The following is a 23,352-nucleotide window of genomic DNA, read 5'->3' as shown; positions in this document are numbered from 1 at the left end:
CAACACTAATGTTATGGAAACTTAGTTATGATGTGTTAATAGTAACATAGACAACATTTCATCCTTAGTCTCATTCTTAATTATAATGAACCATAACTAAATTGCTTATATACCAGTGCATCGATTCCAAAGTATGTCAGAAATGAATTTTTTGAAAACCACTGAAAGCACGGAAGACACGGAAATCCGTAGTAAAGGCGTGTTTCTTCCGTGCTTTCCGTGTTTTCCGTGGTTGTAATATCCAGATAGAATCACTATACGACCGGCTGCGTTTTCCGTGTTACAAAATTCCATGTGACTTTAAAATAATATTTGCGTCATAAACTGTATTTATTTTCTCATTATGTATATATTTGAAAATCGATATACTAGTCCCTATCGATTGGCGAACCTTTGTTAAAAGATTGCAGGAACTGGGATCTGAAGGACCTTATTCTGACGGAAAGTATCTTTTTATAAGAAAAGAAGATATTATTTTAACAAGTTACAATCCATATAAATGTACAATTGGAACTGATCTTCTTACAAGAATTCTTAAGCAAGCCTTTTACGATTGTTAAATGAAATCCTCAGTTAGTAGATGGGGACAAGTTTAGATTTGATGTTTATACTTCTAACTGAATAATGGCTGAAATGAAAGCTGAAGGTTAGATTAGTGGTGGAGTGTATGAGGTAAACGAATGGAGAAACACATAAAGGATACATTTTTAGCGACGTCCTGATCCTGAATAATCCTGGTAATTGAGAGCAAAAAGTGGTTTTGAGATGAACGTTAACTGTAATTCTGAAGAAACAGTGGATTAAGAAGCTAAAAACTAAGAACAAAGTTTCATTGACACTTCACAAAAAAGATCAGATTGATATTTACCAAGTTGGTGAATAGAAGTAGTGTGAGCGGGTTGGGGAGTGGGGGGTCATATGGGGAGTGGGGGGTATGGTATGTGAAAAAAGTTTCCCGCTCACATTACACATTACCCCTATTCAAACTAATTATATAAATAGCTATCCATTCTATTCAGTTTATTATAATAATAATGTGATGTATGTTTAGACCAGGGATTAGTAACCAAATTTAATCTTTTTAACGCATTATTCTATACAATGGATAAAGTCCTGCAAAGGGCTGAAGAAGGCCTTAAAAAAAATCGTTTCCGGGTATTTTAGCCTTTGAGAGGACGCTTTTCAAGATCTGCTGCGAACAAGAAACTACGGACAAGAAACTATAATACCTGGTTAAGGGTTTTTAGTGCTATGAACCTTCACAGGCTTTTGATTTACGGAGCAGCTTTTGCCATAATGGGACTCTCGAATGCTGTTATCCCTATCCTTCCAGAGCTTGCGAGCCTGAGTAATAATTCCTCTGGAGGATTCGCCTTAAGCCTGCTATTTTCCGCCTACTTTCTCGGAGCCCTGGGAACAATGCTACCTTTTGGGATTCTTGCGGACAGGTTCGGCAATTTTAAATTCATAGCTTTAGGTATCATTCTAACGGTAATTTCAGGGTTGACAATTCTACTTTCCGAAAACCTCTGGGTTCTTTTAATTGCAAGGTTTATAGAAGGTTCTGCCTGTGGAGCCTTTTTACCGGCTTCCTTTGCCATATTATCCAAACTCAACAACCCAGGACGCTATTTAGGAGAGCTGACTTTTCTTTTCAATGCTGGCCTGGCGACAGGGGCATTTCTCTCGGGGTTGCTGGCAGACACTTACCTGAAAGGAGCAATCCTGATCTTTACAGTCCTTACTTTCATTTTGACCACGTGCCTGTTTTCCAGGTACAGAGGACTGGCTGGCCTTGAAAGCTCAGAGAAAGCAGGTTCATTGAAAAGCTCCGGCCTTTTCATAAAGCCTTACAGAGAAACTAAGAAACTCCTCAGCCGTAGCAATTTTGGGCTCTGGCTCAGTTCTTTTCTGCTTAACGGAGCCATCGGAGTGCTTGTAGCCTACTATCCTGACTACAGCCTGGGCACTATAACAAAAGCTCAACTTGGGATCTCGATTTCCAGCCTTTATGTCTGTGCAATGATTACCTCTCTGTTTGGGGGGCATTTCAAAGTAAAGGAAAAAACCTTAATACGAATTGGACTGGGCTTTTCAGCCCTTGGTGCTCTCTCTGCAATAAAATATCCCTTGCTGGGGTTTTCAAGCCTTGGAGGAGGGTCAGGAGTTGCAACTGTAGGTTTTGCCCTCGCTGTTGCCAGAATGAATGCTGACAGAGGTCTTGCAATGGGTTTTTTTAATACGACTATCTATGCAGGGCTTTCTCTTGCCCCAATAATTGCAGGACTTTTTACAGGTTTTGTGAGTTTTGAAAAGCTGTTTATAGCAAATGGGTGCATCCTTGCAGTTGGTATTATGTTGAAGAATTGAAGATTCCTCTGATAGGGACATTTAGGAGTTGTTACAGAATAAACTATGTACAAATTTTGAGTGCTTGAGTTGGTGCATCGATTTTCAAGATCAACGTCACCAAGTAAAAAAGAACTTTGTGAAAAATCTAATTAACTTATTTCTGTAATATTTGCTTAACTTATTTCTGTAATATTTACTTAACTTATTTCTGTAATATTTGCTTAACTTGTTTCTGTAATATTTGCTTAACTTGTTTCTGTAATATTTGCTTAACTTGTTTCTGTAATATTTGCTTAACTTGTTTCTGTAATATTTGCTTAATCAGGTTTTATTTCAGCAAGTTTCCTTTGATTGAATAACAGAGATATTGCGTAAGATATTTATTCCGCGGAATTTCCTGATATTCATGAAAAGTTATTAAAATAAGAGTAATTTTTAAAAGTAAAACTAATTCTGGAATACAGAAATAATAAGCATTGAATCGAATATCAGCATAGGGCTGAGTACATATAATCGGAAAGTCTATGAACCTCAAAAAACTAACGCTTTATTCTTCAGTTTTTGCGCTCCAGGGACTATCAAACGCAGTAATCCCTATTCTTCCGGAACTTGCTGGAGGAGATAGCGGAAGTGTTGCGGTTTCAAGCCTTATCTTTTCTGGATACTTTATGGGGGCTTTTCTTTCTCTTGTGCCCCTCGGAATTCTGGCAGACAGGATAGGGAACCTGAAGGTAATCAGATTTGGGATGCTTCTTACTGCTTTAGCAGGTTTTGTTATTACATTTTCGGACATTCCATTGATTCTTGGGATTTTCAGGTTCCTGGAAGGAGTAGGGTGCGGGGCTTTTTTTCCTGCAGCTTTTTCCATACTTGCAGAATGGGAAGACAGCCAGCAAAGCCTTGGAGAGTTTAACTTCCTGTTAAATGCTGGGCTAGCTGCAGGTGTTTTCTTCTCAGGAGTGCTTGCCGGATTTGGAATTAAAACCGCAATAGCTAGCTTCACTTTTCTTTCAGGGCTTTCCTGCCTTCTCCTTCTCTCAAAAGTCGGAGATTTGCTTTCTCCAAACGGATACGGAAAAGAATTTACGCACTCAGAAAGCAAAAGTCCTGCAAAAAGCCAGCAGGATACCTCTTTGCTTCCCGAATTAAAAAGTTACCTGGTAAAGTCCAGGAAAACCATGTTTCAAACCGACTTGGGAAAGATCTGGGGAATTTCGGCACTTCTTTATGGAACCACAGGTCTGTTAAATGCAAACTATGCGGATTACAGTGCTAGCTTTCTGACAAAACCCGAGCTCGGGCTGGCAATTTCAGTTTCTTATCTGGCTGCAATGCTCAGTTCCCTGATTGCAGGCAGGGCAGATTTTAATTATAAAAATATAGTCAGGACAGGAATAATCCTTGCAGCAGCAGGTATCTTTCTCTCGGTGAAACTGCCTTTACTGGCTTTCTTCCTTATAGGAGCAGGAGGAGGAGCCGCAGTTGTCGGGCTTATTACGGCAGTTTCCAGAATTAACTCAAGCGGCTTTGCAATGGGGCTTTTCAATACCGGCATTTATGCAGGGCTCGGGCTGGGCCCGGTCCTTGGGAGCTTCTTCCTTGGGACCTTAGGTTATGAGACCCTATTTCTTGGAAGTGCCATTACGCTGCTTTCAGTGTTCTTTGTAAAACTTGAGTAAAAATACCCTAAAATTCCTGAACAAATACTCTGAGTATAAATACAAAAATATGACAGGAATCTATTTCAGAGAACTCCAGAGCTCCACATAAGTTTTAAAAGGCACAAAAACCCTATGCTATAAACAAAACATAACATTTGAAAATCCGGTGATTAATTGAAAGTAAAGTCAAGAGTCCAGCTAAGGAAGAATATCAAGAACAAAATGTTGAAAGACCTTTTATCCACTTTCGGCGAAGAGCTGTCATATCTGGAAGACAAAACCCTGGAAAAAATTACCCTTGAGGAATACTCCGTTATTCTGGTGGACGGCAAGCCTTTGCTTTTTGAAATAGAAGGACATCTTTTTCCTACCGTCCGCGGAGCTCTTGAAATGGGACTTCAAAAACGTGTTGTAACCGTGGATAAAGGAGCTATCCGTTTTGTTTCAAACGGCGCGGATATTATGGCTCCTGGAGTTGTGGCGGCTGACCCCGAAATAAAAGAAGGAGACCTCGTAATCATAGTGGAAGAGACTCATCAAAAACCTCTTGCAATTGGAAAAGCTATTATGGGAGGGCCAGAAATGGTAGAAGCTACTTCAGGTAAAGCTATAAAGTCTATAATCCATGTAGGAGACAAACTCTGGAACACGGAATTCTGAAAGTCCCCTAAAATACATTTCATTGAATGAAACCTGTGGACAGGGGATGTGAACTCCCTTAAATTGAATGAAAATCCGGATCAGCTTTATAATAGCAAAATTAATTAATATAGATTTCAATATAGGACAGTGCGATTCGAATTTTAAAAAAATATAATAGGTGCGCATAAATGGCAAAACTCATCGACAAGCTCCTTGGCAGCAGCAATGTAAAAAGTCCAACAAGTCCCGAGGATTACACTGAGATTGATCTCAGCAAATATGAAGAAGTTCTCGAGGACGAACCTGCAGAAACTTATGTAAAGATCGCAGAGATCTCGAATATCAACCAGGTATCCCAGCTCAAGCAGGAAATTTATAACGGAAATATCTTGATTGTAGATATTTCAAACATCAGAGGCGATGACCTGCTCAGAGATAGAGTTTTAAAAGAGCTGAAAGACGTTGTTATCGATGTTCATGGGGATATCGCAGGGGTCAAAGGAAATACCGTAATTGTAACCCCTACAGGCATTAAAATTGACAGATCCAAGATTTCTGGTGGAAAATATTGAATCAAGATTTCTTAAAACAGGAAAGGTTTGAAACAAAAATATGCTGCCCTCTATGCCATACAGATCTGGTGATGAACTGGCAGAGAGATAACATTCCCTATTTCGGGGAGATCATGCATATAAGTGCAAGATGCAAGTGCAGCTTCCGTTTTGCAGATACCATGATTCTCTCGATTAAGGAGCCCATGCGCTATGAGATGCCAGTTGAAACCAGTGAAGACCTGAATGCAAGGGTCATCCGTTCAACCTCAGGTACAATCCGCATCCCGGAAATGGGAGTTACCATCGAACCTGGATCAGTTTCGGAGTCATATGTAACGAATATTGAAGGCGTACTGCAACGAGTCCGGGATGTTCTTCTAACTGCGAGCAGGTGGGTAAAGGGAGACAAAGAGAAATCCTTACGCAGCGAGGAGCTCCTGTGTATGCTTGAAGATGTGATCGAGGGCAAGAGAAAAATCACAGTCATAGTCGAAGATCCTCTCGGAAACAGTGCGATCATTTCAAAGAAGGTAAAGGCTACCAGACTCTCCGAAGAAGAAGCCGAGATGCTAAACACCGGCATGGTCGTTTTCGATGTTAACAAATCCGAGCTCGTAAACGATGTCTCAGACAATGTTCAGCCCCTCGGAGATTAATTCTTTTTTCCGGTTTTTCACAGCCTGACAAGTTCCGAGGGCATACTCCAATATAGTTATTAACTTCTATTTCATAAAGGCAGGCATACTGATGGCTATGAATGTAATTTCACCTCAGGATGCCACATTCTCAAGGTTCCATCTCTCAAAATGTCATCCACTCAAAAAGTGGCTGCCCAGAGATATTCCTTTAGAATTTCCGGAGGGAACGAAAACCAGACAAGTTTAAAAATTTATTTGGTCAATTTAACAATTTATTTGATCGATTTACATATATTGATCAAATTAACGTCTATTTGGTCAATTTAACAATTTATTTGATCGATTTACATCTATTGGTCAAATTAACGCCTATTTGGTCAATTTAACAATTTATTTGATCGATTTACATCTATTGATCAAATTAATATCTACCTGGTCAATTTAAACACTTATCAAATTAGTTTAGTAACCAGGTTGATCAATTTGAAAGTTTGTTCAATGAATTTAAGAATTTAAGAGTTATTTCAGATTGCTATAATACGGTGAAGGTATGGCAGAAAGTGAAAAAGAAGCAGCACTCCCTCCAAAAGAGGAATTCAGCGAATGGTATAACGAACTCCTTTGGATGGCCGAAATAATGGATGTCCGCTATCCTGTAAAAGGATTATATGTCTGGTACCCTTTCGGCTTTGCAATCCGAAGAAATACCTATAATATCATAAGAGAAATTCTTGACAACAGTGGACACCAGGAAGCTCTCTTCCCTCTACTTATCCCCGAAAATGAGTTCATGAAGGAAGCCGAACATATTAAAGGTTTTGAAGACGAGGTGTACTGGGTAACCCATGGCGGAAGAGATCCCCTTGATATCCCTCTGGCCCTTCGCCCAACAAGTGAGACTGCCATTTATCCAATGTACAAAATGTGGGTCAGGTCACATGCTGATTTTCCTGTTAAAATTTATCAGATAGTCAATACTTTCCGCTATGAGACAAAACATACACGTCCCTTGATAAGGCTTAGAGAGATTACTTCCTTTAAAGAGGCCCATACAGTCCATGCTACCTGGGAAGATGCAGAAGCTCAGGTTAAAGAAGCTATTGGGCTCTATACTGAAATATACCGCAGGCTTGGAGTTCCTGTGCTTCGCTCAAGGAGACCTGATTGGGATAAATTTCCGGGCGCAGATTACACCGATGCTCTTGATGCAGTCATGCCTGACGGAAAGACCCTTCAGATTGGTACAGTCCACCATTTGGGAGATAACTTTGCAAAGACCTTTGATATTAAGTACGAAGCTCCTGATGGAGAACAGCGTTATGCCTATCAGACCTGTTACGGGATTTCCGAAAGGTCGATTGCAGCTACGATTTCCATCCACGGAGATGACAAAGGGCTGGTTTTGCCCCCTGAGATCGCGCCTGTACAGGTTGTAATTATCCCTATTATCTTCAAGAAGGGAGCTGAAGAGGTACTTGCAGCCTGCAAGGATGTAAAGGAACGCCTGACTAAAGCCGGGGTCAGAGTCGAAATCGATGCAAGTGACCTTCGTCCCGGAGCAAAGTACTACAAGTGGGAAATGAAAGGCGTACCCCTCAGGCTCGAAATCGGTCCCAGAGACCTTCAGAATAATGTCGCTGTAGCTGTAAGAAGAGATACCGGAGAAAAAGAACAGATCCCGCTCTCTGAAATCGAAGCTGGCGTGAGTTCAAAGTTTGAGGCAATCCACGAAAACCTGTATCAAAAAGCGAAAGTCGAACTTGAAAACCGCATATTTGACTGCGCCGAACTTGAAGAAGTAAAAGAAAAAATCCAGATTGGTGTTGCCACAATTCCCTGGTGCGGAAAGAGAGAATGCGGACTTGCTATGGAAGACGTAATCGGTGCAGGAATCCTTGGAATCCCTCTGGAGCAAAAAAGAGACAAAAAAGAAAAGTGCCCTATATGCGGAGAAGAAACCGAAACCCGTGTTTACGTGGCAAGAACATATTAAAACAAGAAAACTGCTCTGGTACAATTGAACAGTCGATCTGGCACAATTGAAAAGTCGACTGGCACAATTGAAAAGTCGACTGGCACAATTGAAAAGTCGATCTGGCACAATTGAAAAGCCGGCGTAGCACAATTGGAAAGCCAATTATTAAGTATCTGCTCCGGCTTTCATCTTTTTCTTTTTATTTTATGCATGTTATTAGTTGAGTCTTTACAACCTGAACCTGAAAACAAACTATCAGGAATAGTTATATATAAAAACGTACTCAACTGATTTTTAACAAACGCTCAGTTAATATTGAGCGGCTGAGCCCGAAAAGAGCGAGAAATAAAGTAAACTTAACTTGAGTAATATTAAATTATATTTGCTTATAGATAAATATTAAATAGTAAGTTGAAGAATTCTCATTGGATTTCAGAAAGAATCAACCTTTCTTAAAAGCTGTTCCTCCGCAAGCCTTTTCAAAAAAAGTTTGTGCGAAAACCCCAAAAACGAAGCAAAGTTCGAATTTGATGAACTTATCCCCAAACCCTATCGGCATGATCAACCGGCGCAACGATTTCGGGAAAGCAGTTTTTTGAAAAGGCTTGACCGAAAACCCGGAAAAAGTTTGAGTTTGAGAACCTTATCCCCAAACCCTATCCGGCGTGATCAACCGGCGCAACGGTTGCGGGTCAACAGTTTGTGAGTGAGTAAGTTGATTCTATCCATAAAGGAGATATGATATGGCCTGGATCGAACCGGAAGTGACCAGAAAACCCAGAAGACCGATGTTTTTATGCGTGCTTTCCAATACCAAAACTGCACATATTCCCAAGCTTTCAGCTGCAGGAAAAACGGCTGAACTTACAGACTATACGCCTGCAGGGGATGCGGAACTTATGGAAACAGGAAATATTATCAGTGTACCTGTTCTCCCTATGACTCCTCCTTATGACACTCCGACTCCTGCAATTATGACCCGTTCGGCGTTGAAACTTACGGACGCTCCCTACCATTTCATTAATTCCGGCCTTATTGTAACCCCGGAAGTCCCATGCATTGACCTCAAGGCAAAGCCCGGAGAAGATATCCGGGAACCAGTTGCAGTCAACGATGTACAGGGGATCTATGAGCGGGCGAAGTTCCTGGGCAGGAGACTCAGAAACCAGGTGGACCATGTAGTTATTGGAGAAAGTATTCCAGGCGGCACAACAACCGCAATGGGGGTTTTAATGGCTCTGGGATATAACGGGAATGTCAGCAGCAGTGCTGATGAAAATCCCCTTGACCTGAAGAAACAGGTCATTGAAGAAGGCTTGAAAGCATCAGGCCTGACTTTTGGCTGCCTGAAAGACGATCCCATGAAAGCTATTTCCTGCATGGGAGACCCGATGATGCCGGCTGTTATAGGTCTGGTTGCAGGTTTCCAGGACACTGACGTGAGTGTTGTGCTTGCAGGAGGAACTCAGATGGTAGCAGTATATGCACTGATAAAACACCTGGGTTTCAATACGGAAAAGCTGGCAATTGCCACTACCCGGTATGTTGTGGAAGATAAATCCGCAAACTTTACTGAACTTACCAGAGTCCTTGGTGTACCCGCAGTCTACGTTGCAGACCCTGGTTTTGGAAAATCCGAACTCAAAGGGCTTCACAGGTATGAGACTGGTACTATCAAGGAGGGCGCAGGGGCTGGTGGAGCAATGTATCTTGCAGGCCTTTATGGAATATCTCAGGACGAGTTCAGGTCCGAAGTAGAAAACGTTTGCAAACTGCTCAAAGCAGGGCATTGAAAAAAGCCGCTTTAGAACTGGTTTTATCGGAATTAATCTCCTTAAACAATCTTCTTAATGCACATTTCGAACCCCTGCCAATATAGGAAAATAATGTTTGATTATTGAATATTTTATTGACCTTATATCAACAAAATAACATTTTAGTATAGCATAGTGGCACAAGAGTGCCAGGGTTTGAAATGTGCATCTTAGCTTAACTTTTTTTTTATTTCTATAATCGTTTGTTCTGGTAAGAAGTGCTGAAGAAAGATACATATGGAATTTTCAGTCAAGGAAGATTGATGATTTTTTTCAGAATAAAATGTATAACCTTAGTTCCGCATTTTTAAGCACATAAATCTCGCTTGATATCGATACATGTGCTTAAACTTAAGCACATTATATACAAGGTAAAAATATCTAAATCGCAATCATATGACCCCGCAGAGATACAGAAAAGCACATATGCGCCTAAAAAAGCGGAAGTTAGGGTATAAAGCTGTTCAAAAACCAATAATCAATATAAAAAAATGAAAAATTTTTGATCTGACAAAAATTCTTGATAAATTCTTAATAATCACTAAAAATTAGAAAAGATAACTTGAGAGCTATTAAAGCTCCTAAGAAGCTAATTTTTCCAGTTTTTCAAAAACTAAACTCCTTTTTTCAGTTTAAGTCTCTACTACAGTTTCAGGCGTCTTCATGGGGTTTGAAGGCGAAGATGTCATGTCTATAGATGTCGGTTTTTGAGTGTGGAAGATATTTACTCCCCCTGATAAGTATGCTTCCGAAATCATACTTCCACAGTTTCGACAATAATAGAAGACATTAGAACCCAGGACTTGACGTTTTAACATTGTCTGGCATACACTGCAAAACATAGAAATATCTTCATTTTTCATGCAGGGTCCTCATCCGTAAATCATGATAGAATCGAGCCTTGCGGTACCCACTTTTGTCCAGTACTTACAAACACTACAGTACTCTATCTTTCCATCTGAGCTCACTTTTAATCTAGCATGGCACTTTGGACATATTTTTAGCCGCTTCGTAACTAATCCCCCTTGGATTTCCATTTTTAAAACTGCAAGATCAGGCGGTCAAAAGCCCTGGAATCGAAAAGATATTCTGACAGTACACAAAGAACCTGAAAGAATATCCAGCAGTACAGAAAAACTTACTGATCCCAACCTTGAGTTCCATTTAAAAGCCGTTTTTGACCTTTAACTGATAATGTATCAATTCCCCCGAACAGGATCTTAGATAAGGCGTTTTAAGCTAAACGATTGTATTGCTTAAAAATCATACCTGTCCGACCTCGCTGCAAAATACTACAGCAAGCTACCAAATATATTATTCCTGATAGGATATAAGTTTTGGCTCAAAATGTATTATTTTTTATATGATTAAGGGGTAAAAGGCTGCCTTTTGTTGAGGTCGTACTTCCTCAAAGGTGTATTGTAAAATGAAAATTAAAGTAAATTCGAAAGCAGTGGCGGTCTTATCTGATAGGTACTCACGGCAGATATTAGACAACTATTAGACAACTATCAGACGCTATTAGATAGATATTTCAGTTTAACTCTATCAGTTAGCTTATGTCGGATGTCAATTAATGGACTCAGTTTAACAGGCAGCAGCTAAGTTATAGTAATTATATCAATCTCGACGTAATGGGTGAAGTATACTTGCGTTAATCTGGCAAAAAATTCCAGAAAGTGGAATATGCAATAAATTCATATTGCGTAAACCCCTATTTTCATAGGGGGGTTCTGATGGGAGAAAAGCGCTTTGTCTACATGGACCACGCAGCCACCACTTTCACAAAACCTGAAGTGTTTGAAGCTATGCTGCCTTTTTTAAAAGAACATTTTGGAAACCCTTCTTCCCTGTATTCAATAGGGAGAGAAGGTAAAGAGGCGATAGAGACCGCCCGTGAGCAGCTTGCAAAGGCTCTGGGAGCTAGTTCTGAGGAAATATATTTCACCTCCGGAGGAACCGAATCCGATAACTGGGCTATCAAGGGAACGGCTTTTGCCAGGAGAAATAAAGGAAAACATATCATTACCACACCAATTGAACATCATGCAGTGCTCTATCCCTGTAAGTACCTGGAGACTCAGGGCTTTGATGTGACTTACCTGCCTGTAGACAGTTATGGGCTTGTAGACCCTGCAGAGGTTGAAGCTGCAATTAGAGATGATACTATCCTGATCTCGGTAATGTATGCGAATAATGAAATCGGGACAATAGAGCCTATTCATGAGATAGGTGAGATCGCAAAAGAATATGAGATTCCTTTCCATACTGATGCCGTTCAGGTAATTGGTAAAATTCCCCTTGAGATGAAAAAGAAAGAAAGGAATGTTGACATGCTTTCTCTTTCTTCTCATAAGTTCTATGGGCCCAAAGGAGTAGGAGCGCTCTATTTGCGGGAAGGGACAGAAATCGACAACTATATGCATGGGGGCGGCCAGGAGCGCAAAAAGCGAGCAGGAACCGAGAATGTATCAGGTATTGTAGGATTGGGAAAAGCAATAGGACTTGCAACAGGAAATATAGAGAAGCATAATGAGAAAATGAAGAGACTGAGAGACCGCCTCCTTGCAGGAGTCCTGAATATTTCGGACTGCAGGCTTAATGGACATCCGGAAAAACGTCTTCCGGACAATCTGAATTTCAGTTTTGAATACATCGAAGGCGAATCTCTGCTTCTCATGCTTGACGAGATGGGGATCTGCAGTTCTACAGGGAGTGCCTGTTCCTCAGGTTCTCCTGAGCCTTCGCATGTGCTCAGAGCAATAGGACTGCCTCCGGAGATAGCCCCAGGTTCCCTTCGCCTGTCCCTTGGAGATGATAATTCCGAAGAAGACATTGATTATGTACTTGAGGTCCTGCCTGAGACCGTTGAAAAGCTCAGGGCTATGTCTCCATTCTATAAACCTGAAAACGCGTGTAAAAAATAAATCGCAAGTGTACAGGAATATGAAAACAGGGGGAGTTTTGTGTACAATAAAAAGGTCATGGACCATTTCATGAACCCAAGAAACGTAGGGGAAATTGAGGACGCTGACGGGATCGGAGAAGCTGGAAATCCACATGGGGACCACATGAAGATTTTCCTGAAAATTCGGGACAACCGAGTTGAAGATGCGAAGTTTAAGACTTTCGGGTGTGCAGCAGCAATTGCGTCCAGCAGCATGGCAACCGAATTGATAAAAGGCAAAACCCTCAAAGAAGCCTGGGAACTTACAAACGAGGCCGTTGCTGAGGCTCTCGAAGGCCTGCCTCCGGGCAAGCTGGAGTGTTCGGTTCTTTCCAGAGAAGCAATCCACAGTGCAATAAATGAATACCGGAAAAAGAAGGGGCTTGAGGTTCTTCCTGAGCAGACCTGATAGAAGGAAAATAGAAAACAAGTTCAGATCTCATGTATTTATATCCCCTAGATTTCAGACCTCATATTTCAGATCTCCTAGATTTCAGATCTCATATTTCAGATCTCCTAGTATATCGATTCTCAAACATATACACAATAACAAAATAAATACAGTTTGTGACGCAAATATTATTTTAAAGTCACATGGAATTTTGTAACACGGAAAACGCAGCCTGTCGCATAGTGATTCTATCTGGATATTACAACCACGGAAAACACGGAAAGCACGGAAGAAACACGCCTTTACTACTGATTTCCGTGTCTTCCGTGCTTTCAGTGGTTTTCAAAAAATTCATTTTGGACATACTTTGGAATCGATGCACTAGATTTCAGACCCCCATAGATTTCAGACCTCCTGGATTTCAAATCTCCTGGATTTCAGACCTCATGTACTTCCATATCGTAAACTTGATCTGGGATTCTCCCGATGATGATCTATGAAAAAAATAGGAATTGTCATCACTGACCCGGAAGATTGGACAGCCAGGGCACTTACTGACGCAGCGAGAAAAAAGGGTTTTTCTCCTTTTGTTCTGGATCTCAGAACTGCAAAGGTCAGCATGAATTCGGCAGCTTGGGAATCGAAAGCTGAAAACTCAACTGTGGCCTTCAAAGTGGGAGATATAAAACTTTCTGACCTTGACGCGATAATTGTAAGAGATGTGGGCGCAGGAGCTTTTGAAGGCGTGTCTTTCAGGTTTGATATCCTGCGTGAACTGGGAGACGAAGGAATCCCTGTTGTCAATTCCCCTGAAGCTATCCGGAATGCTGCAAATAAATATCATGCTTCCTATCTTCTGGCAAAGGCCGGACTGCCTGTACCAAAAACCGTAGCTGTGCAGGATATGGAAGCAGCCCTGAAGGCAATATCAAGATTTGGGGACGCCGTTATTAAGCCTGTTTTTGGATATAAAGGAAAGGATATTGCAAGAGTAAGGAACGGCGAAGTCCGGTTTTCGGATAGAAAAGTAGAATCTTCATCCCTGGAAACAATTCTCACTCAACTGCTTCAAGAGAGAGGTATGCTGTATATACAGGAGTTCATAGAGAATCCGGGAAGAGATATCAGGGCCTTTGTTGTTGACGGTAAGGCTATTGGGGCAATTTACCGTAAAGCAGCATCTGGCTCCTGGGTTAATAATCTGAGCCAGGGAGGAAGTGCAGACCGGTGTACACTCACGGAAGAACAAAAAGAAATTGCTGAAAAGGCTGCCCTGGCAGTGAGCACAACTTTTGCCGGTGTTGATATTATAGAAGGTATGACCGAGGATAGTCTTAGTAAAGAAATTGATATTAATTCCGGTCAAACTGAGGGGGGCCCTAAAATTCTTGAAGTCAATGGAACACCATCTGGAAAAGGTATTTTTGATGCATGGGGGATAAATCCGGCAGAGTATATTATAGAATACATCGAAAAAATTTTATGAAATAATTATAAATGATGCCGCCTATAATATCAAATACAACTATTTGAATTTCGTAGAACAACTAGTTGAATTTCGTAGAACAACTATTTGAATTTCGTAGATTTTTAAAAATTGTTTGATTTAATTGTTTGATTTAATACTTCGGGCCCGGCTCGGTCACAATATAGAGGATCAAAGAATAAGTATCAAAACCGAGATATAAAGCCGATCCGGATACCCTCATTGAAAACATTTAAGAAACAGACGGACCTTCAATAAACCCGAGGCAAAAAATGAGTGAATATAAACAGTGTATAGTTACCCGGGAGGACCTGAAGCTTTCCAAAGGCAAGTTTGCAGTGCAGGTAGCTCATGCTGCCATTTCTGCTTCAGAATGGGCAAGCAAAAGTGACCTTGAAAAATGGAAAGAAGGCGGACAGAAAAAAATTGTCCTTAAAGTCCCTACCCTTAATGACCTGTATGAACTTAAGGAAAAAGCAAGACGGGAAGGGCTACCTACTGCTCTTATACAGGACGCAGGACTTACGGAAATTCCGCCGGGAACGGTTACAGTCCTCGGAATAGGGCCGGCAAAAGAAGAGCTTATAGATAAAGTTACGCGGGACCTTAAACTTGTTTAAGTGTCAAGAACCTGAATGCCAGGTTTGGGAATACAGTATTAAAATGAAACCGCGCCTGGGCTATCGATGCAATAGATCATCTGGTGAGGAAAAAGGTTCCGCCTGCGTTCAATTCAGGAGGAAACCATGAGGAATTCAAAGGCTTCAAGAGGAAGAGATGTAGCCTCAATAATTGCTATTTTATGCGTATGCCTCGTACTCGCCGCACTCACCGGAGTGCTGTCTTCGGATTCGATTGAGAATTTCAGAGAAGAAATAATAGGTTATATCTCCTCAGGACTGGACTCCGAAAGCCAGGAGAGTGTTTTTACACCTCAACCGGCTTTATTTACTTTCCCGGCAACACTCACATACTCCCCCAGGGAAAATAAACTCACTCCCATCCTGAGAACTCCGTTGCAGCCTGGATTCTCCCTGAACAGCAACTACCAGACTTCAGATTTTTACCAGGGGGGAAAGGGCTATGTTAGAATCAATCTCAAAAACGAAGGTCGAAACCCAATTTTTATAGACAGGTACGGGGTTTCGGTTAATGCCTCTGAAAGTCGGATTTATTCTGAGGACTGCGGGGTTTTGGTCAATCCCGGTGAGGAGCAGTATATCGGAGTAATCCCGATTCATATCCCTGAAGAAAAAAAAGCAAATTTCAGTATTGTCCTCTGGCTGCTTGCCTCGACCTCGGAAGGAAAATGGCACGACTACGGATTTTATTCTCTGAAAAACTTTACTGTAAACCTGAAGCCAATGCCAGAAAAAGCAAATCCAGTATACCGAGACAATCCTTCGCCTTACTTTGAGACCATAAACCAGCTTGTGGAGCCAGCTGAACCTGATATAAGGGAAAAGGCAGTCCTGGTGGCTCGCACATATCCGGGAGCATATAATATCTATCAGGTCTGTGCCCTCTTTGACATGGTAAAAGAGAAGGTCGAATACGTAAGTGACCCAAGAGGTAATGACATCTGGGAGCCAGCCAACGTTACCCTGAGAATAGGAGCCGGGGATTGTGAAGATCAGGCAATTCTCCTTTCATCCATGCTCGAGGCTGTAGGAGGCACAACCCGGGTCTACCTGACCAATACTCATGCCTTTGCAGCAGTATATATAGGCAATGGGACCGCTGCGACAGATGCTGCAGTCAGAGGCGTAAGGGCCTATTACGGAAACGTTGATGTAAATTACCTGACCGACGAATACGGTTCCTGGTTGATGCTCGACCCGACCTCAAGCCTTTACGCAGGAGGGCTTCCCGGAAAAACGGCCCCTGCGAAAGTTAAAACTGCTGAAGGAAACGAAACATATAGAAGCTGGACCTTTTTAGATACGAATGAAGTAAAAGCTATTGATATCAACCCCAGGTGGTCTTTATAATTTTCACAAAGCACGTAATAGAGGAGTGTTTTTAATCCATGCAAGTGCCGGAAATTGAAAAACAGATCGGAATAAATCTTTACTCCACGGATACTGACGGCCTCGGAGGGCAGCTTCGGCAGGAAGTGGAGGATTTTATTGTCAGAGAAATTACGAACCGGGAGGAAGGACAGGAAGGAAAATACCTGATTCTTGAGCTAGTAAAGCGCGATTGGGACACACATCACCTGACCCGGACTCTCGCAAAAATCCTCCAGGTAAGCCAGAAGCGAATCAGCGTTGCAGGCACAAAGGACAAACGTGCACTTACAACTCAGAAAATCAGCATTTTTGATATTGACGCCCAGGAAATTGAGAAGATCCACTTAAAGGACGTAGAGCTGAAAGTCCTTGGTCGTTCCCGTAAATCCGTTGAACTCGGAGACCTGTGGGGAAACAATTTCAGAATTACTATCCGGAATATAAACCATTCGAGTGAGGAGACACACAAACTGCTCGAAAATACCACAAAAGAGATCCTGGCTCAGAGCGGCGTTCCAAACTTCTTCGGGATCCAGCGCTTCGGCTCGGTACGTCCTGTCACGCATCTGGTAGGAAAAGCCATTGTTGAAGGAGACTTTGAAAAAGCTGCCCTGCTCTATATTGTCGAACCCTTCCCTGATGAGCCGGAAGATACACGGAAAGCCCGCCAGTTTGTTAAAGATACTCTCGATTTCAAAGAAGGCTTGAAAATCTATCATCTCCACCTTGGGCATGAAAGAGCAATGATGAACCATCTGATCGCAAACCCGGATGATTTTGCAGGAGCTTTTCTTGTTCTCCCGAAAAACCTCTACAGGATGTTTGTACACGGCTACCAGTCCTACATATATAACACAGTCCTGTGCAGGAGGGTCGAAAAAGGCCTTCCCTTAAATGAGGCTGTAGAAGGCGATATTGTCTGTTTCAAGAATGAACATGGCCTGCCGGATTCTTCAAAAACCGAAAAAGCCACCGCAGAAACTGTAAATGCCATGAACCGCCTGATTAAGAGAAACCGGGCCTTCGTAACCGCTCCCCTCCCGGGTTACAGTACGGAATTTGCGTCAGGCATTCCGGGAGAGATCGAACAGGCAGTTCTCGATGAACTCAAAGTCCCTCTGCAAGGTTTCAATATAGAAAAAGTTCCTGAGATGAGCTCGAAAGGCACAAGGCGGGAAATCCTCCTTCAGGTTGAGCCGAAGTTTGAGGTTGCTGAAGACGAACTGAACCCGGGAAAGTCAAAAGCTGTGCTTGAGTTCATGCTGCCAAAGGGAAGTTACGCAACAACCGTGCTGCGGGAGTACATGAAGGTAGATCCGTTGCAAATGAGCTGAGAAAGCTGGAAACTCAAAAAAGCCGGATTGCAGAAAAATCAAGTCGCAGGAAAAACGAGCTGCTAAAGGCAGCTTTCTACTTTTTCTAATTCGAGCAGTCGTCAGTTTCCCAAAACCTATGTCCTCAATGCTCAACGCAATTGAGATTTTTCTCATTTATGCACACTATATGAATCAATGTAAAGAAGAACCCCAATCCTGAAGGTGTTTTTTATATTCAGTAAAACACTCTTCCAACTTCTCAGGTGAACCGTTAAAGAACCCAGCTTTTAACAGAGACCATTCTTTTTCTTCCTTTGAGCTTTCTCAATGAAGTCGTAAATGAATTCAGGTTCTTCATCACTATGAAATTGACTATAATATTTTTTTGCTAACCGAAATTACTAATTATCGCCACAATGTAATTCTCAGGGTTTGAGATTTCTGTATCCGGATAAGTGAGGAATCATGATATATTGTCTCCGTTTCCACAACATTTATCAAATATTTTTATGACTTTTGAAGGGAAACAAAATATCGATTTCATGTAAACAGGCCAAAATTTAAGGCCGGATTCTAATGCAAAATCGATATCTTTCAGGCAAGAAAATTCTTTAACCGATGACCGATGAAGTCTTAAGTCTTATTTGACAGCAGAACAAGTTTCTGATTTAAGAACAGCATTCTCTAAACCAATACCAACAGATGATGGCTATTCCTGTGGTTGGCAAACAAAAGACGCACTTCAGTTTGTTAAAGAGAACTTTAGCATCTCTTATTCAAGAGCGTAAACCGAGCCCAGAGCCTGAGATTATCGACAAAGATGCTGTCCACGCACCTAAAATCAAGGCAATAACTCAAGAGCTTTGAAGTAATGATGAAAGGGCGGGAAAGCAAAGACGTTGTCTAGAAGCCTAATTCTTAATCCAAGTCTCAGTCACGGGATAAAACAGATTGTGATGCCATAAGTTATGGGTGTTCTTATTTTGATCTTAGTCGCTGGAGGTGATGTCAGCGTATGCGTGAGGCAGCAAAACATTGAGGTAAGGTGAAACTTCGTTATTTGAAGAAGTGTAGGGTTGTTGAACTATAGAACATAGTATTTTTCTAAGAAAGCTTGATATTTGAAGAGGAGATGGAGTTAAACCCCAGAGCTCTTATGTTTTCCTTAATCTTCTAATTTCTTCAATCTTATCAAACGTCAGTATACGGATTGATATACGATAGAGAAGCAGTCGTTGGTTCGCCTTCAACAACATATTTTATGGTAAAAGTTAAGCTTTCTCCTGGATTAACTTCATCTTGACTCGGAAGATTGAAAACTGTAGATGTGTCATAGGAATAAGAAAACCCATTAGATATGAATTTCCAGCAAGATCGATCAGTACTTATTGGTATTTCTCCATCATTTTTTATGTGTATAGTTACGGTAACGTAGCTAGATCCTTCAGGAACATTATTTAATGGACCATATTCAGATGTAGTGAAACTCCAATCCAAATATGGTGAAATATCGACTGAAGTAGGGGTTTTTACGTTCTCCGAATCTGAGATAAAGGCAGAATTCGCTGATGTGCCTGTTGACTTGTCCGTTGATACGTCTGATGTATCTTTTAATGACTCTGTTGGTATTAAAGTATGTGATACTGAAACAGTTTTATCAGCTTCAACACTTATATCCTTAGACCAATTTTCATATTTTGCAAGTTTTAGGGTAACTGTATGAGAACCTTGCTTAACATCTTCCAAGATCTTTGGTGTTTCACCTTCGTAAGTGTCATCCAGAAAAATATCAGCACCAGTGGGGGAAGAAGTAACTGAAATGAAGCCTGTTGAAGGTGGTATTGGCGTTAAAGTAGGTGATAGTGAAACAGTTTTATCAGCTTCAACACTTATATCCTTAGACCAATCTTCATATTCTGCAAGTGTTAGGGTAACTATATGAGAACCTTGCTTAACATCATCCAAAATCTTTGGTGTTTCACCTTCGTAAGTGTCATCCAGAAAAATATCAGCACCAGTGGGGGAAGAAGTAACTGAAATGGAGCCTGTTGAAGATGATGGTTCTGGTGATGGTTCTGGTGATGGTTCTGGTGATGGTTCTGGTGATGGTTCTGGTGATGGTTCTGGTGAAGGTGTTAAAGTAGGTGATACTGAAATAGTTTTATCAGCATCAACACTTATATCCTTAGACCAATCTTCATGTTCTGCAAGTGTTAGGGTAACTGTATGAGAACCTTGCTTAACATCTTCTAAAATTTTTGGTGTTTCACCTTCGTACGTATCATCTAGAAAAATATCAGCACCAATGGGGGAAGAAATAACTGAAATGGAGCCTGTTTCATCATCTATTGGATGGTCCTGTAGAGCACTGTAAATCGAAAACCCTGAAGTGATAATTAAAATAATAATCTCAAGTATGTGTTTATTACGTTTCAACTTTGAATTATTCATATTCTTGGCTCCTACAATTCAAAACTTCTTCTTTATTTTATTCACTACTTTAGATCTCTGAATTATAATTAGAGAATTTACTAAGTTAATCAAGTCTCAGATGCCATACATAAATTTTTTCTTTTAACTCTTACATTTATAAAAATTAAAATATTTTATAATTTGAAATAGCTCTCTCAGTATAAACTTCTGAAAAAAGGGGAGTTAATTAGGATCGATACATTAGTTTTGATCTGCAATCATCGGGGTAGGTTTTACTGTTTCACCCTGCTCCTCTCAAGCCTGTGCGGAGCCGATCTCCTCAGCCTATATACTTATTCATTTATCCACTGTTAAAAGGACGGTTTAGTTTTTTTGTCCCCTTGATATCTGAATTCATGAGTTTCATATGCAGGAAGCTCAACGGTAATGTTTTCAGGAGACATGAATCTCCGTTTAATCCTCATTGGAAGTTAATACAATATCAGAAGCAGGGAAGTGTCCTTCCTCACCTACAGCTATTCCATTTTTGAGAAAACCGAACTCTTTCCAGAGCAAACCCAGAACGACCAGGAACATCAGAAATTCCGCAGCCGGGGTTGCGAGCCAGACCCCGTTAAGGTCAAGTAAAGAAGGTAAAATCCAGAGCAGAGGAAGGAGGAAGAGAAAAACTGTTCCTAGCTGGATGAAAAGAGCGTATCTGATTTTGTTTATCGACTGGAAATATACGGAACCCAGCATAACCGTCCCATGGGTAAGGAGAGCAAACACGAAAATCCCCATACCGTTAAGGCTAATTTTCAGGAGTTCGGGGCTGTCGTGGTTGAAAATAAGGATGAACTGTTCCGGATACATAGAGAGAAGCATGAAACCAATCAACCCTGTCACGAAGCAGGAGATAACAGCTATCTTCAAGGTCCCTGCAACCCGGGAATAACAACGGGCCCCGTAATTAAAACCGATTATCGGCTGGGTCCCGACTGCTATCCCTTCAAAGATAAGGGAGAAAATCGAAAAGACGTAACCTATAATTCCATAGCCTGAAACTGCAAGTTCCGAGCCGTAACTGAGCAGCATGTACTCGTTCGCAAAGAGCAGGATGAAAGTTGAAAACTGCATTGCAAAGGAAGGAAGACCTGTTTTCATAATTTTCAGAATAATTCTCGAGTCCAGAGAGAGGGAACTGGGTTTTAGCCTCAGCCCGGCCCATCCGCTAAAAAAATACAGAGCCAGCAGAATTCCGGAAAAAGAGAAAGCAATAACCGTGGCTATGGCAGCCCCAGCAACCCCCATTCCCATTCGCATGACAAATACGTAGTCAAGAACCATGTTTACGAGAACACTCGCAACCACGCATGTCATAGCAAGTCTTGGTTTTCCATCATTTCTTACAAGAGGATCGAGAGCAATGGCCAGAATCAGGAGTACAGAACCTGAAAATAAGACTCTAATGTAACTATTTGCCATGTCAAAGACCGGGCCAGAAGCTCCCAGGAGGCGAAGATAAGAACCCGAGAGGGCAAGCCCTATGGAGGTAAGACCTATTCCTGCAAGCAGGAGCAGGGGAAAAGCATTATGTACGAGCTTGAGGGCTTCCTGTCGGTTAGCTCTGCCAAGGGCCAGGGCCACAAGGCTTGAAGTCCCGATTCCGATCATGTGCCCTACAGCAACGATGGCTAGAAGTGCGGGAAATGCAAGAGTTATCGCCGCAAGCCCCTGGCTGCCCACAGCATTCCCGACAAAGAAACCGTCAATCACTCCCTGGATTCCAGCAACGATCAACCCGATAGTTGCCGGGAGAACGAATTTCAGGAAAAGCTTTCCGATACTTGCAGACCTCATTTCCCGTTCATCTGTCATACTTTTACCTCATCAAGCCCGGTAGCTATATTCTCAAAGAGTTTCTCCATAACCTCAAGTTCTTCTTCATACAGAATTTCCCGGGTCTTTTCATAGGACCTCATATCGGCCCAGTATTTGCTCTCAACTACCTTTTTCCTTTATCGGCAAGTTCAACCAGGCAGATCCTTCCATCTTTCGTGGAAGCCTTTGTTTTCAGCAGACCTTTTCCGCCATTATAGAAACCATGTTGCTGGCAGAGGGTTTGCTGACCTCCATGGTCTTTGCCAGTTCGAGATCGTGGGATTGCCCAGGGAATTAAGTTTCCTGAGATAGAGGAAGACATTGCAGGTAATATCTCTGTATTCCTCTAAGAATTTACATTATTTTAAATTTTTTTGATAATAATGGTCCATTTTTTCAAGAAGCCTGGAACTTTCCACTTTTGCTCCCCATAAATAAAAAAGGGGTGTATTGTTGGGATAAGTTATATTAAAAATTTTCTACCAACTATAAATTATAATTATAAAATTCATAAAATATAGTTATAAAATTCACTTCTGCATTCCAGGACAGGTCCTGCAGGAACAGACGACGAAACTCAGGTTTTAGACTTTCTACAGGTAAATGCAAACATAACGACGCCCATAAATATGAAAACCAGTCTGCTGTAGAGGAAATCATTGGGCAGAATATAGGGTATTGGGCCCTCCATGACTCCCAAATACCAGCGTAGGGGCCACGAAAGGAAATTATTCCCAAAAAGATCAAACCATGCAGGGAGCCTCGGATTAAAAAATCCCAGAAACAGCACAAGAGGCAAAAGAGGGTAAAGCAGTCTGGAATGGACTCTCCCTACTGCCAGGGCAAGCCCCAGTACAAAGATCTGGGAAGGCAGCAGAAATAACAGTAAGGGGAGCGTGAACTCATCATAAGCGTAGAAATTAAAATAATGGGCATAATACGCAAAGCTCAATAAAATCGGCAAAGAAGCAGCAAGTACGAAAACAGCCGCGATTGCCGAGGTTTTTAGCAGATAATATTCTGGTTCGGAAAGCGGGGTAGAAAATATGATATTTCGGACCGCAACTTCCTTTTCCGAAAAGACGGACATGCAGAGAAGAACAAGGATGACTGATAAAAATGGCCCTATAAGGGACAGAAATTCCGAATACGTTCATTTTGAGAAAGGAGCCGTACCGTCTGTTCCCCCGGATACAAAATTCGTCAGGATGTAACAGGCAAACAGCGACTCGATGAGGACCATGTAAAAATATTTTTTATTATATGCCAGC

General features: G+C 41.5%; 22 protein-coding genes and 1 pseudogene. 17 read left to right on the top strand and 6 right to left on the bottom strand.

Annotated features, from left to right (window positions below; genetic code table 11):
• Positions 1 to 105: 105 nt before the first annotated feature.
• Positions 106 to 294, bottom strand: coding sequence for a hypothetical protein (locus tag MSKOL_RS20310; RefSeq protein WP_156151082.1), 189 nt, complete (start codon positions 292 to 294; stop codon positions 106 to 108).
• Between the two features lie 957 nt (positions 295 to 1,251).
• Here MSKOL_RS20310 and MSKOL_RS12530 point away from each other — a divergent pair.
• The 8 genes from MSKOL_RS12530 to cobT all read left to right on the top strand — a co-directional run bounded on the left by MSKOL_RS12530 (position 1,252) and on the right by cobT (position 9,615).
• On the top strand, positions 1,252 to 2,370 hold the full coding sequence (locus tag MSKOL_RS12530; protein WP_048121384.1) for an MFS transporter: 1,119 nt from the start codon (positions 1,252 to 1,254) through the stop codon (positions 2,368 to 2,370).
• Between the two features lie 506 nt (positions 2,371 to 2,876).
• On the top strand, positions 2,877 to 4,031 hold the full coding sequence (locus MSKOL_RS12525; RefSeq protein ID WP_048156718.1) for an MFS transporter: 1,155 nt from the start codon (positions 2,877 to 2,879) through the stop codon (positions 4,029 to 4,031).
• A gap of 156 nt (positions 4,032 to 4,187) precedes the next feature.
• A complete protein-coding gene (locus MSKOL_RS12520; RefSeq protein ID WP_048156714.1) occupies positions 4,188 to 4,673 on the top strand; it encodes an RNA-binding protein in 486 nt (161 codons plus the stop codon).
• Positions 4,674 to 4,843: 170 nt separating this feature from the next.
• The gene (gene sepF, locus MSKOL_RS12515; protein ID WP_048121378.1) at positions 4,844 to 5,227 is read left to right on the top strand and encodes a cell division protein SepF; all 384 of its coding nucleotides are present in this window, start codon (positions 4,844 to 4,846) and stop codon (positions 5,225 to 5,227) included.
• Complete coding sequence (locus MSKOL_RS12510; protein ID WP_048156711.1) at positions 5,224 to 5,865, top strand: ZPR1 zinc finger domain-containing protein; 642 nt, start codon at positions 5,224 to 5,226, stop codon at positions 5,863 to 5,865. Before sepF ends, MSKOL_RS12510 begins: the two co-directional genes overlap by 4 nt.
• Positions 5,866 to 6,397: 532 nt before the next feature.
• Positions 6,398 to 7,840 carry a proline--tRNA ligase gene (gene proS, locus MSKOL_RS12505; protein ID WP_048156708.1) on the top strand — a complete coding sequence of 481 codons (1,443 nt, stop codon included), beginning with the start codon at positions 6,398 to 6,400 and terminating at the stop codon, positions 7,838 to 7,840.
• 472 nt (positions 7,841 to 8,312) lie between these two features.
• Entirely contained in the window at positions 8,313 to 8,528 is a 216-nt protein-coding gene (locus MSKOL_RS20305) for a hypothetical protein (RefSeq protein WP_156151081.1), read from the top strand.
• A 37-nt stretch (positions 8,529 to 8,565) separates the two neighbouring features.
• Positions 8,566 to 9,615, top strand: a complete 1,050-nt coding sequence (cobT, locus tag MSKOL_RS12500) for a nicotinate mononucleotide-dependent phosphoribosyltransferase CobT (RefSeq protein ID WP_048156705.1) — start codon at positions 8,566 to 8,568, stop codon at positions 9,613 to 9,615.
• A 653-nt stretch (positions 9,616 to 10,268) separates the two neighbouring features.
• On the opposite strand, the gene MSKOL_RS19395 is transcribed toward cobT, so the two are convergent.
• Positions 10,269 to 10,454, bottom strand: a complete 186-nt coding sequence (locus MSKOL_RS19395) for a hypothetical protein (protein ID WP_197078768.1) — start codon at positions 10,452 to 10,454, stop codon at positions 10,269 to 10,271.
• Between the two features lie 67 nt (positions 10,455 to 10,521).
• Between MSKOL_RS19395 and MSKOL_RS20300 the strand changes: the two genes are divergently transcribed.
• The 9 genes and pseudogenes from MSKOL_RS20300 to MSKOL_RS21120 form a co-directional block, all read left to right on the top strand.
• Positions 10,522 to 10,824 (top strand): hypothetical protein, encoded by a 303-nt coding sequence (locus tag MSKOL_RS20300; protein WP_048121370.1) that lies wholly within the window; start codon positions 10,522 to 10,524, stop codon positions 10,822 to 10,824.
• A gap of 548 nt (positions 10,825 to 11,372) precedes the next feature.
• Positions 11,373 to 12,563, top strand: a complete 1,191-nt coding sequence (nifS, locus tag MSKOL_RS12490) for a cysteine desulfurase NifS (RefSeq protein ID WP_048156701.1) — start codon at positions 11,373 to 11,375, stop codon at positions 12,561 to 12,563.
• Between the two features lie 39 nt (positions 12,564 to 12,602).
• Positions 12,603 to 12,992 (top strand): Fe-S cluster assembly scaffold protein NifU, encoded by a 390-nt coding sequence (gene nifU / locus MSKOL_RS12485; protein ID WP_156151080.1) that lies wholly within the window; start codon positions 12,603 to 12,605, stop codon positions 12,990 to 12,992.
• 185 nt (positions 12,993 to 13,177) lie between these two features.
• A complete protein-coding gene (locus tag MSKOL_RS20295) occupies positions 13,178 to 13,474 on the top strand; it encodes a hypothetical protein (RefSeq protein ID WP_156151079.1) in 297 nt (98 codons plus the stop codon).
• Positions 13,471 to 14,460 (top strand): tetrahydromethanopterin:alpha-L-glutamate ligase, encoded by a 990-nt coding sequence (mptN, locus tag MSKOL_RS12480; RefSeq protein ID WP_048156698.1) that lies wholly within the window; start codon positions 13,471 to 13,473, stop codon positions 14,458 to 14,460. Before MSKOL_RS20295 ends, mptN begins: the two co-directional genes overlap by 4 nt.
• A 272-nt stretch (positions 14,461 to 14,732) precedes the next feature.
• The gene (gene pth2 / locus MSKOL_RS12475; RefSeq protein WP_048121363.1) at positions 14,733 to 15,080 is read left to right on the top strand and encodes a peptidyl-tRNA hydrolase Pth2; all 348 of its coding nucleotides are present in this window, start codon (positions 14,733 to 14,735) and stop codon (positions 15,078 to 15,080) included.
• A 126-nt stretch (positions 15,081 to 15,206) separates the two neighbouring features.
• Complete coding sequence (locus MSKOL_RS12470; RefSeq protein WP_048156694.1) at positions 15,207 to 16,451, top strand: transglutaminase family protein; 1,245 nt, start codon at positions 15,207 to 15,209, stop codon at positions 16,449 to 16,451.
• Between the two features lie 38 nt (positions 16,452 to 16,489).
• A complete protein-coding gene (truD, locus tag MSKOL_RS12465) occupies positions 16,490 to 17,806 on the top strand; it encodes a tRNA pseudouridine(13) synthase TruD (protein ID WP_048121359.1) in 1,317 nt (438 codons plus the stop codon).
• A 614-nt stretch (positions 17,807 to 18,420) separates the two neighbouring features.
• A pseudogene (locus tag MSKOL_RS21120) lies at positions 18,421 to 18,573 on the top strand (IS630 family transposase); the annotation flags it as partial.
• 406 nt (positions 18,574 to 18,979) lie between these two features.
• Here the strand turns inward: MSKOL_RS21120 and MSKOL_RS12460 are convergent.
• The 4 genes from MSKOL_RS12460 to MSKOL_RS12445 form a co-directional block, all read right to left on the bottom strand.
• Positions 18,980 to 20,239: a PEGA domain-containing protein gene (locus MSKOL_RS12460; protein WP_048156691.1), complete on the bottom strand. Its 1,260-nt coding sequence runs from the start codon at positions 20,237 to 20,239 to the stop codon at positions 18,980 to 18,982.
• Between the two features lie 435 nt (positions 20,240 to 20,674).
• Entirely contained in the window at positions 20,675 to 22,078 is a 1,404-nt protein-coding gene (locus MSKOL_RS12455) for an MATE family efflux transporter (RefSeq protein WP_048156679.1), read from the bottom strand.
• A gap of 127 nt (positions 22,079 to 22,205) precedes the next feature.
• Entirely contained in the window at positions 22,206 to 22,403 is a 198-nt protein-coding gene (locus tag MSKOL_RS21115) for a hypothetical protein (protein WP_231592223.1), read from the bottom strand.
• 255 nt (positions 22,404 to 22,658) lie between these two features.
• Complete coding sequence (locus MSKOL_RS12445) at positions 22,659 to 23,171, bottom strand: hypothetical protein (protein ID WP_052725462.1); 513 nt, start codon at positions 23,169 to 23,171, stop codon at positions 22,659 to 22,661.
• Between the last annotated feature and the right edge of the window lie 181 nt (positions 23,172 to 23,352).

The sequence above is a fragment of the Methanosarcina sp. Kolksee genome, from assembly GCF_000969945.1.
GTDB classification, from domain to species: Archaea; Halobacteriota; Methanosarcinia; order Methanosarcinales; family Methanosarcinaceae; genus Methanosarcina; species Methanosarcina vacuolata.
This window is presented reverse-complemented; position numbering and strand designations above follow the sequence as displayed.

Bases quoted from the DNA above. Each gene is read 5' to 3' on its own strand.
- MSKOL_RS20310 (WP_156151082.1), bottom strand. From the start codon at position 294: ATGGAATTTTGTAACACGGAAAACGCAGCCGGTCGTATAGTGATTCTA.
- MSKOL_RS12530 (WP_048121384.1), top strand. From the start codon at position 1,252: ATGAACCTTCACAGGCTTTTGATTTACGGAGCAGCTTTTGCCATAATG.
- MSKOL_RS12525 (WP_048156718.1), top strand. From the start codon at position 2,877: ATGAACCTCAAAAAACTAACGCTTTATTCTTCAGTTTTTGCGCTCCAG.
- sepF (WP_048121378.1), top strand. From the start codon at position 4,844: ATGGCAAAACTCATCGACAAGCTCCTTGGCAGCAGCAATGTAAAAAGT.
- proS (WP_048156708.1), top strand. From the start codon at position 6,398: ATGGCAGAAAGTGAAAAAGAAGCAGCACTCCCTCCAAAAGAGGAATTC.
- cobT (WP_048156705.1), top strand. From the start codon at position 8,566: ATGGCCTGGATCGAACCGGAAGTGACCAGAAAACCCAGAAGACCGATG.
- MSKOL_RS19395 (WP_197078768.1), bottom strand. From the start codon at position 10,454: ATGTTAAAACGTCAAGTCCTGGGTTCTAATGTCTTCTATTATTGTCGA.
- MSKOL_RS20300 (WP_048121370.1), top strand. From the start codon at position 10,522: ATGATAGAATCGAGCCTTGCGGTACCCACTTTTGTCCAGTACTTACAA.
- nifS (WP_048156701.1), top strand. From the start codon at position 11,373: ATGGGAGAAAAGCGCTTTGTCTACATGGACCACGCAGCCACCACTTTC.
- MSKOL_RS20295 (WP_156151079.1), top strand. From the start codon at position 13,178: ATGGAATTTTGTAACACGGAAAACGCAGCCTGTCGCATAGTGATTCTA.
- mptN (WP_048156698.1), top strand. From the start codon at position 13,471: ATGAAAAAAATAGGAATTGTCATCACTGACCCGGAAGATTGGACAGCC.
- pth2 (WP_048121363.1), top strand. From the start codon at position 14,733: ATGAGTGAATATAAACAGTGTATAGTTACCCGGGAGGACCTGAAGCTT.
- MSKOL_RS12470 (WP_048156694.1), top strand. From the start codon at position 15,207: ATGAGGAATTCAAAGGCTTCAAGAGGAAGAGATGTAGCCTCAATAATT.
- truD (WP_048121359.1), top strand. From the start codon at position 16,490: ATGCAAGTGCCGGAAATTGAAAAACAGATCGGAATAAATCTTTACTCC.
- MSKOL_RS12460 (WP_048156691.1), bottom strand. From the start codon at position 20,239: ATGAATAATTCAAAGTTGAAACGTAATAAACACATACTTGAGATTATT.
- MSKOL_RS12455 (WP_048156679.1), bottom strand. From the start codon at position 22,078: ATGACAGATGAACGGGAAATGAGGTCTGCAAGTATCGGAAAGCTTTTC.
- MSKOL_RS21115 (WP_231592223.1), bottom strand. From the start codon at position 22,403: ATGTCTTCCTCTATCTCAGGAAACTTAATTCCCTGGGCAATCCCACGA.
- MSKOL_RS12445 (WP_052725462.1), bottom strand. From the start codon at position 23,171: ATGTCCGTCTTTTCGGAAAAGGAAGTTGCGGTCCGAAATATCATATTT.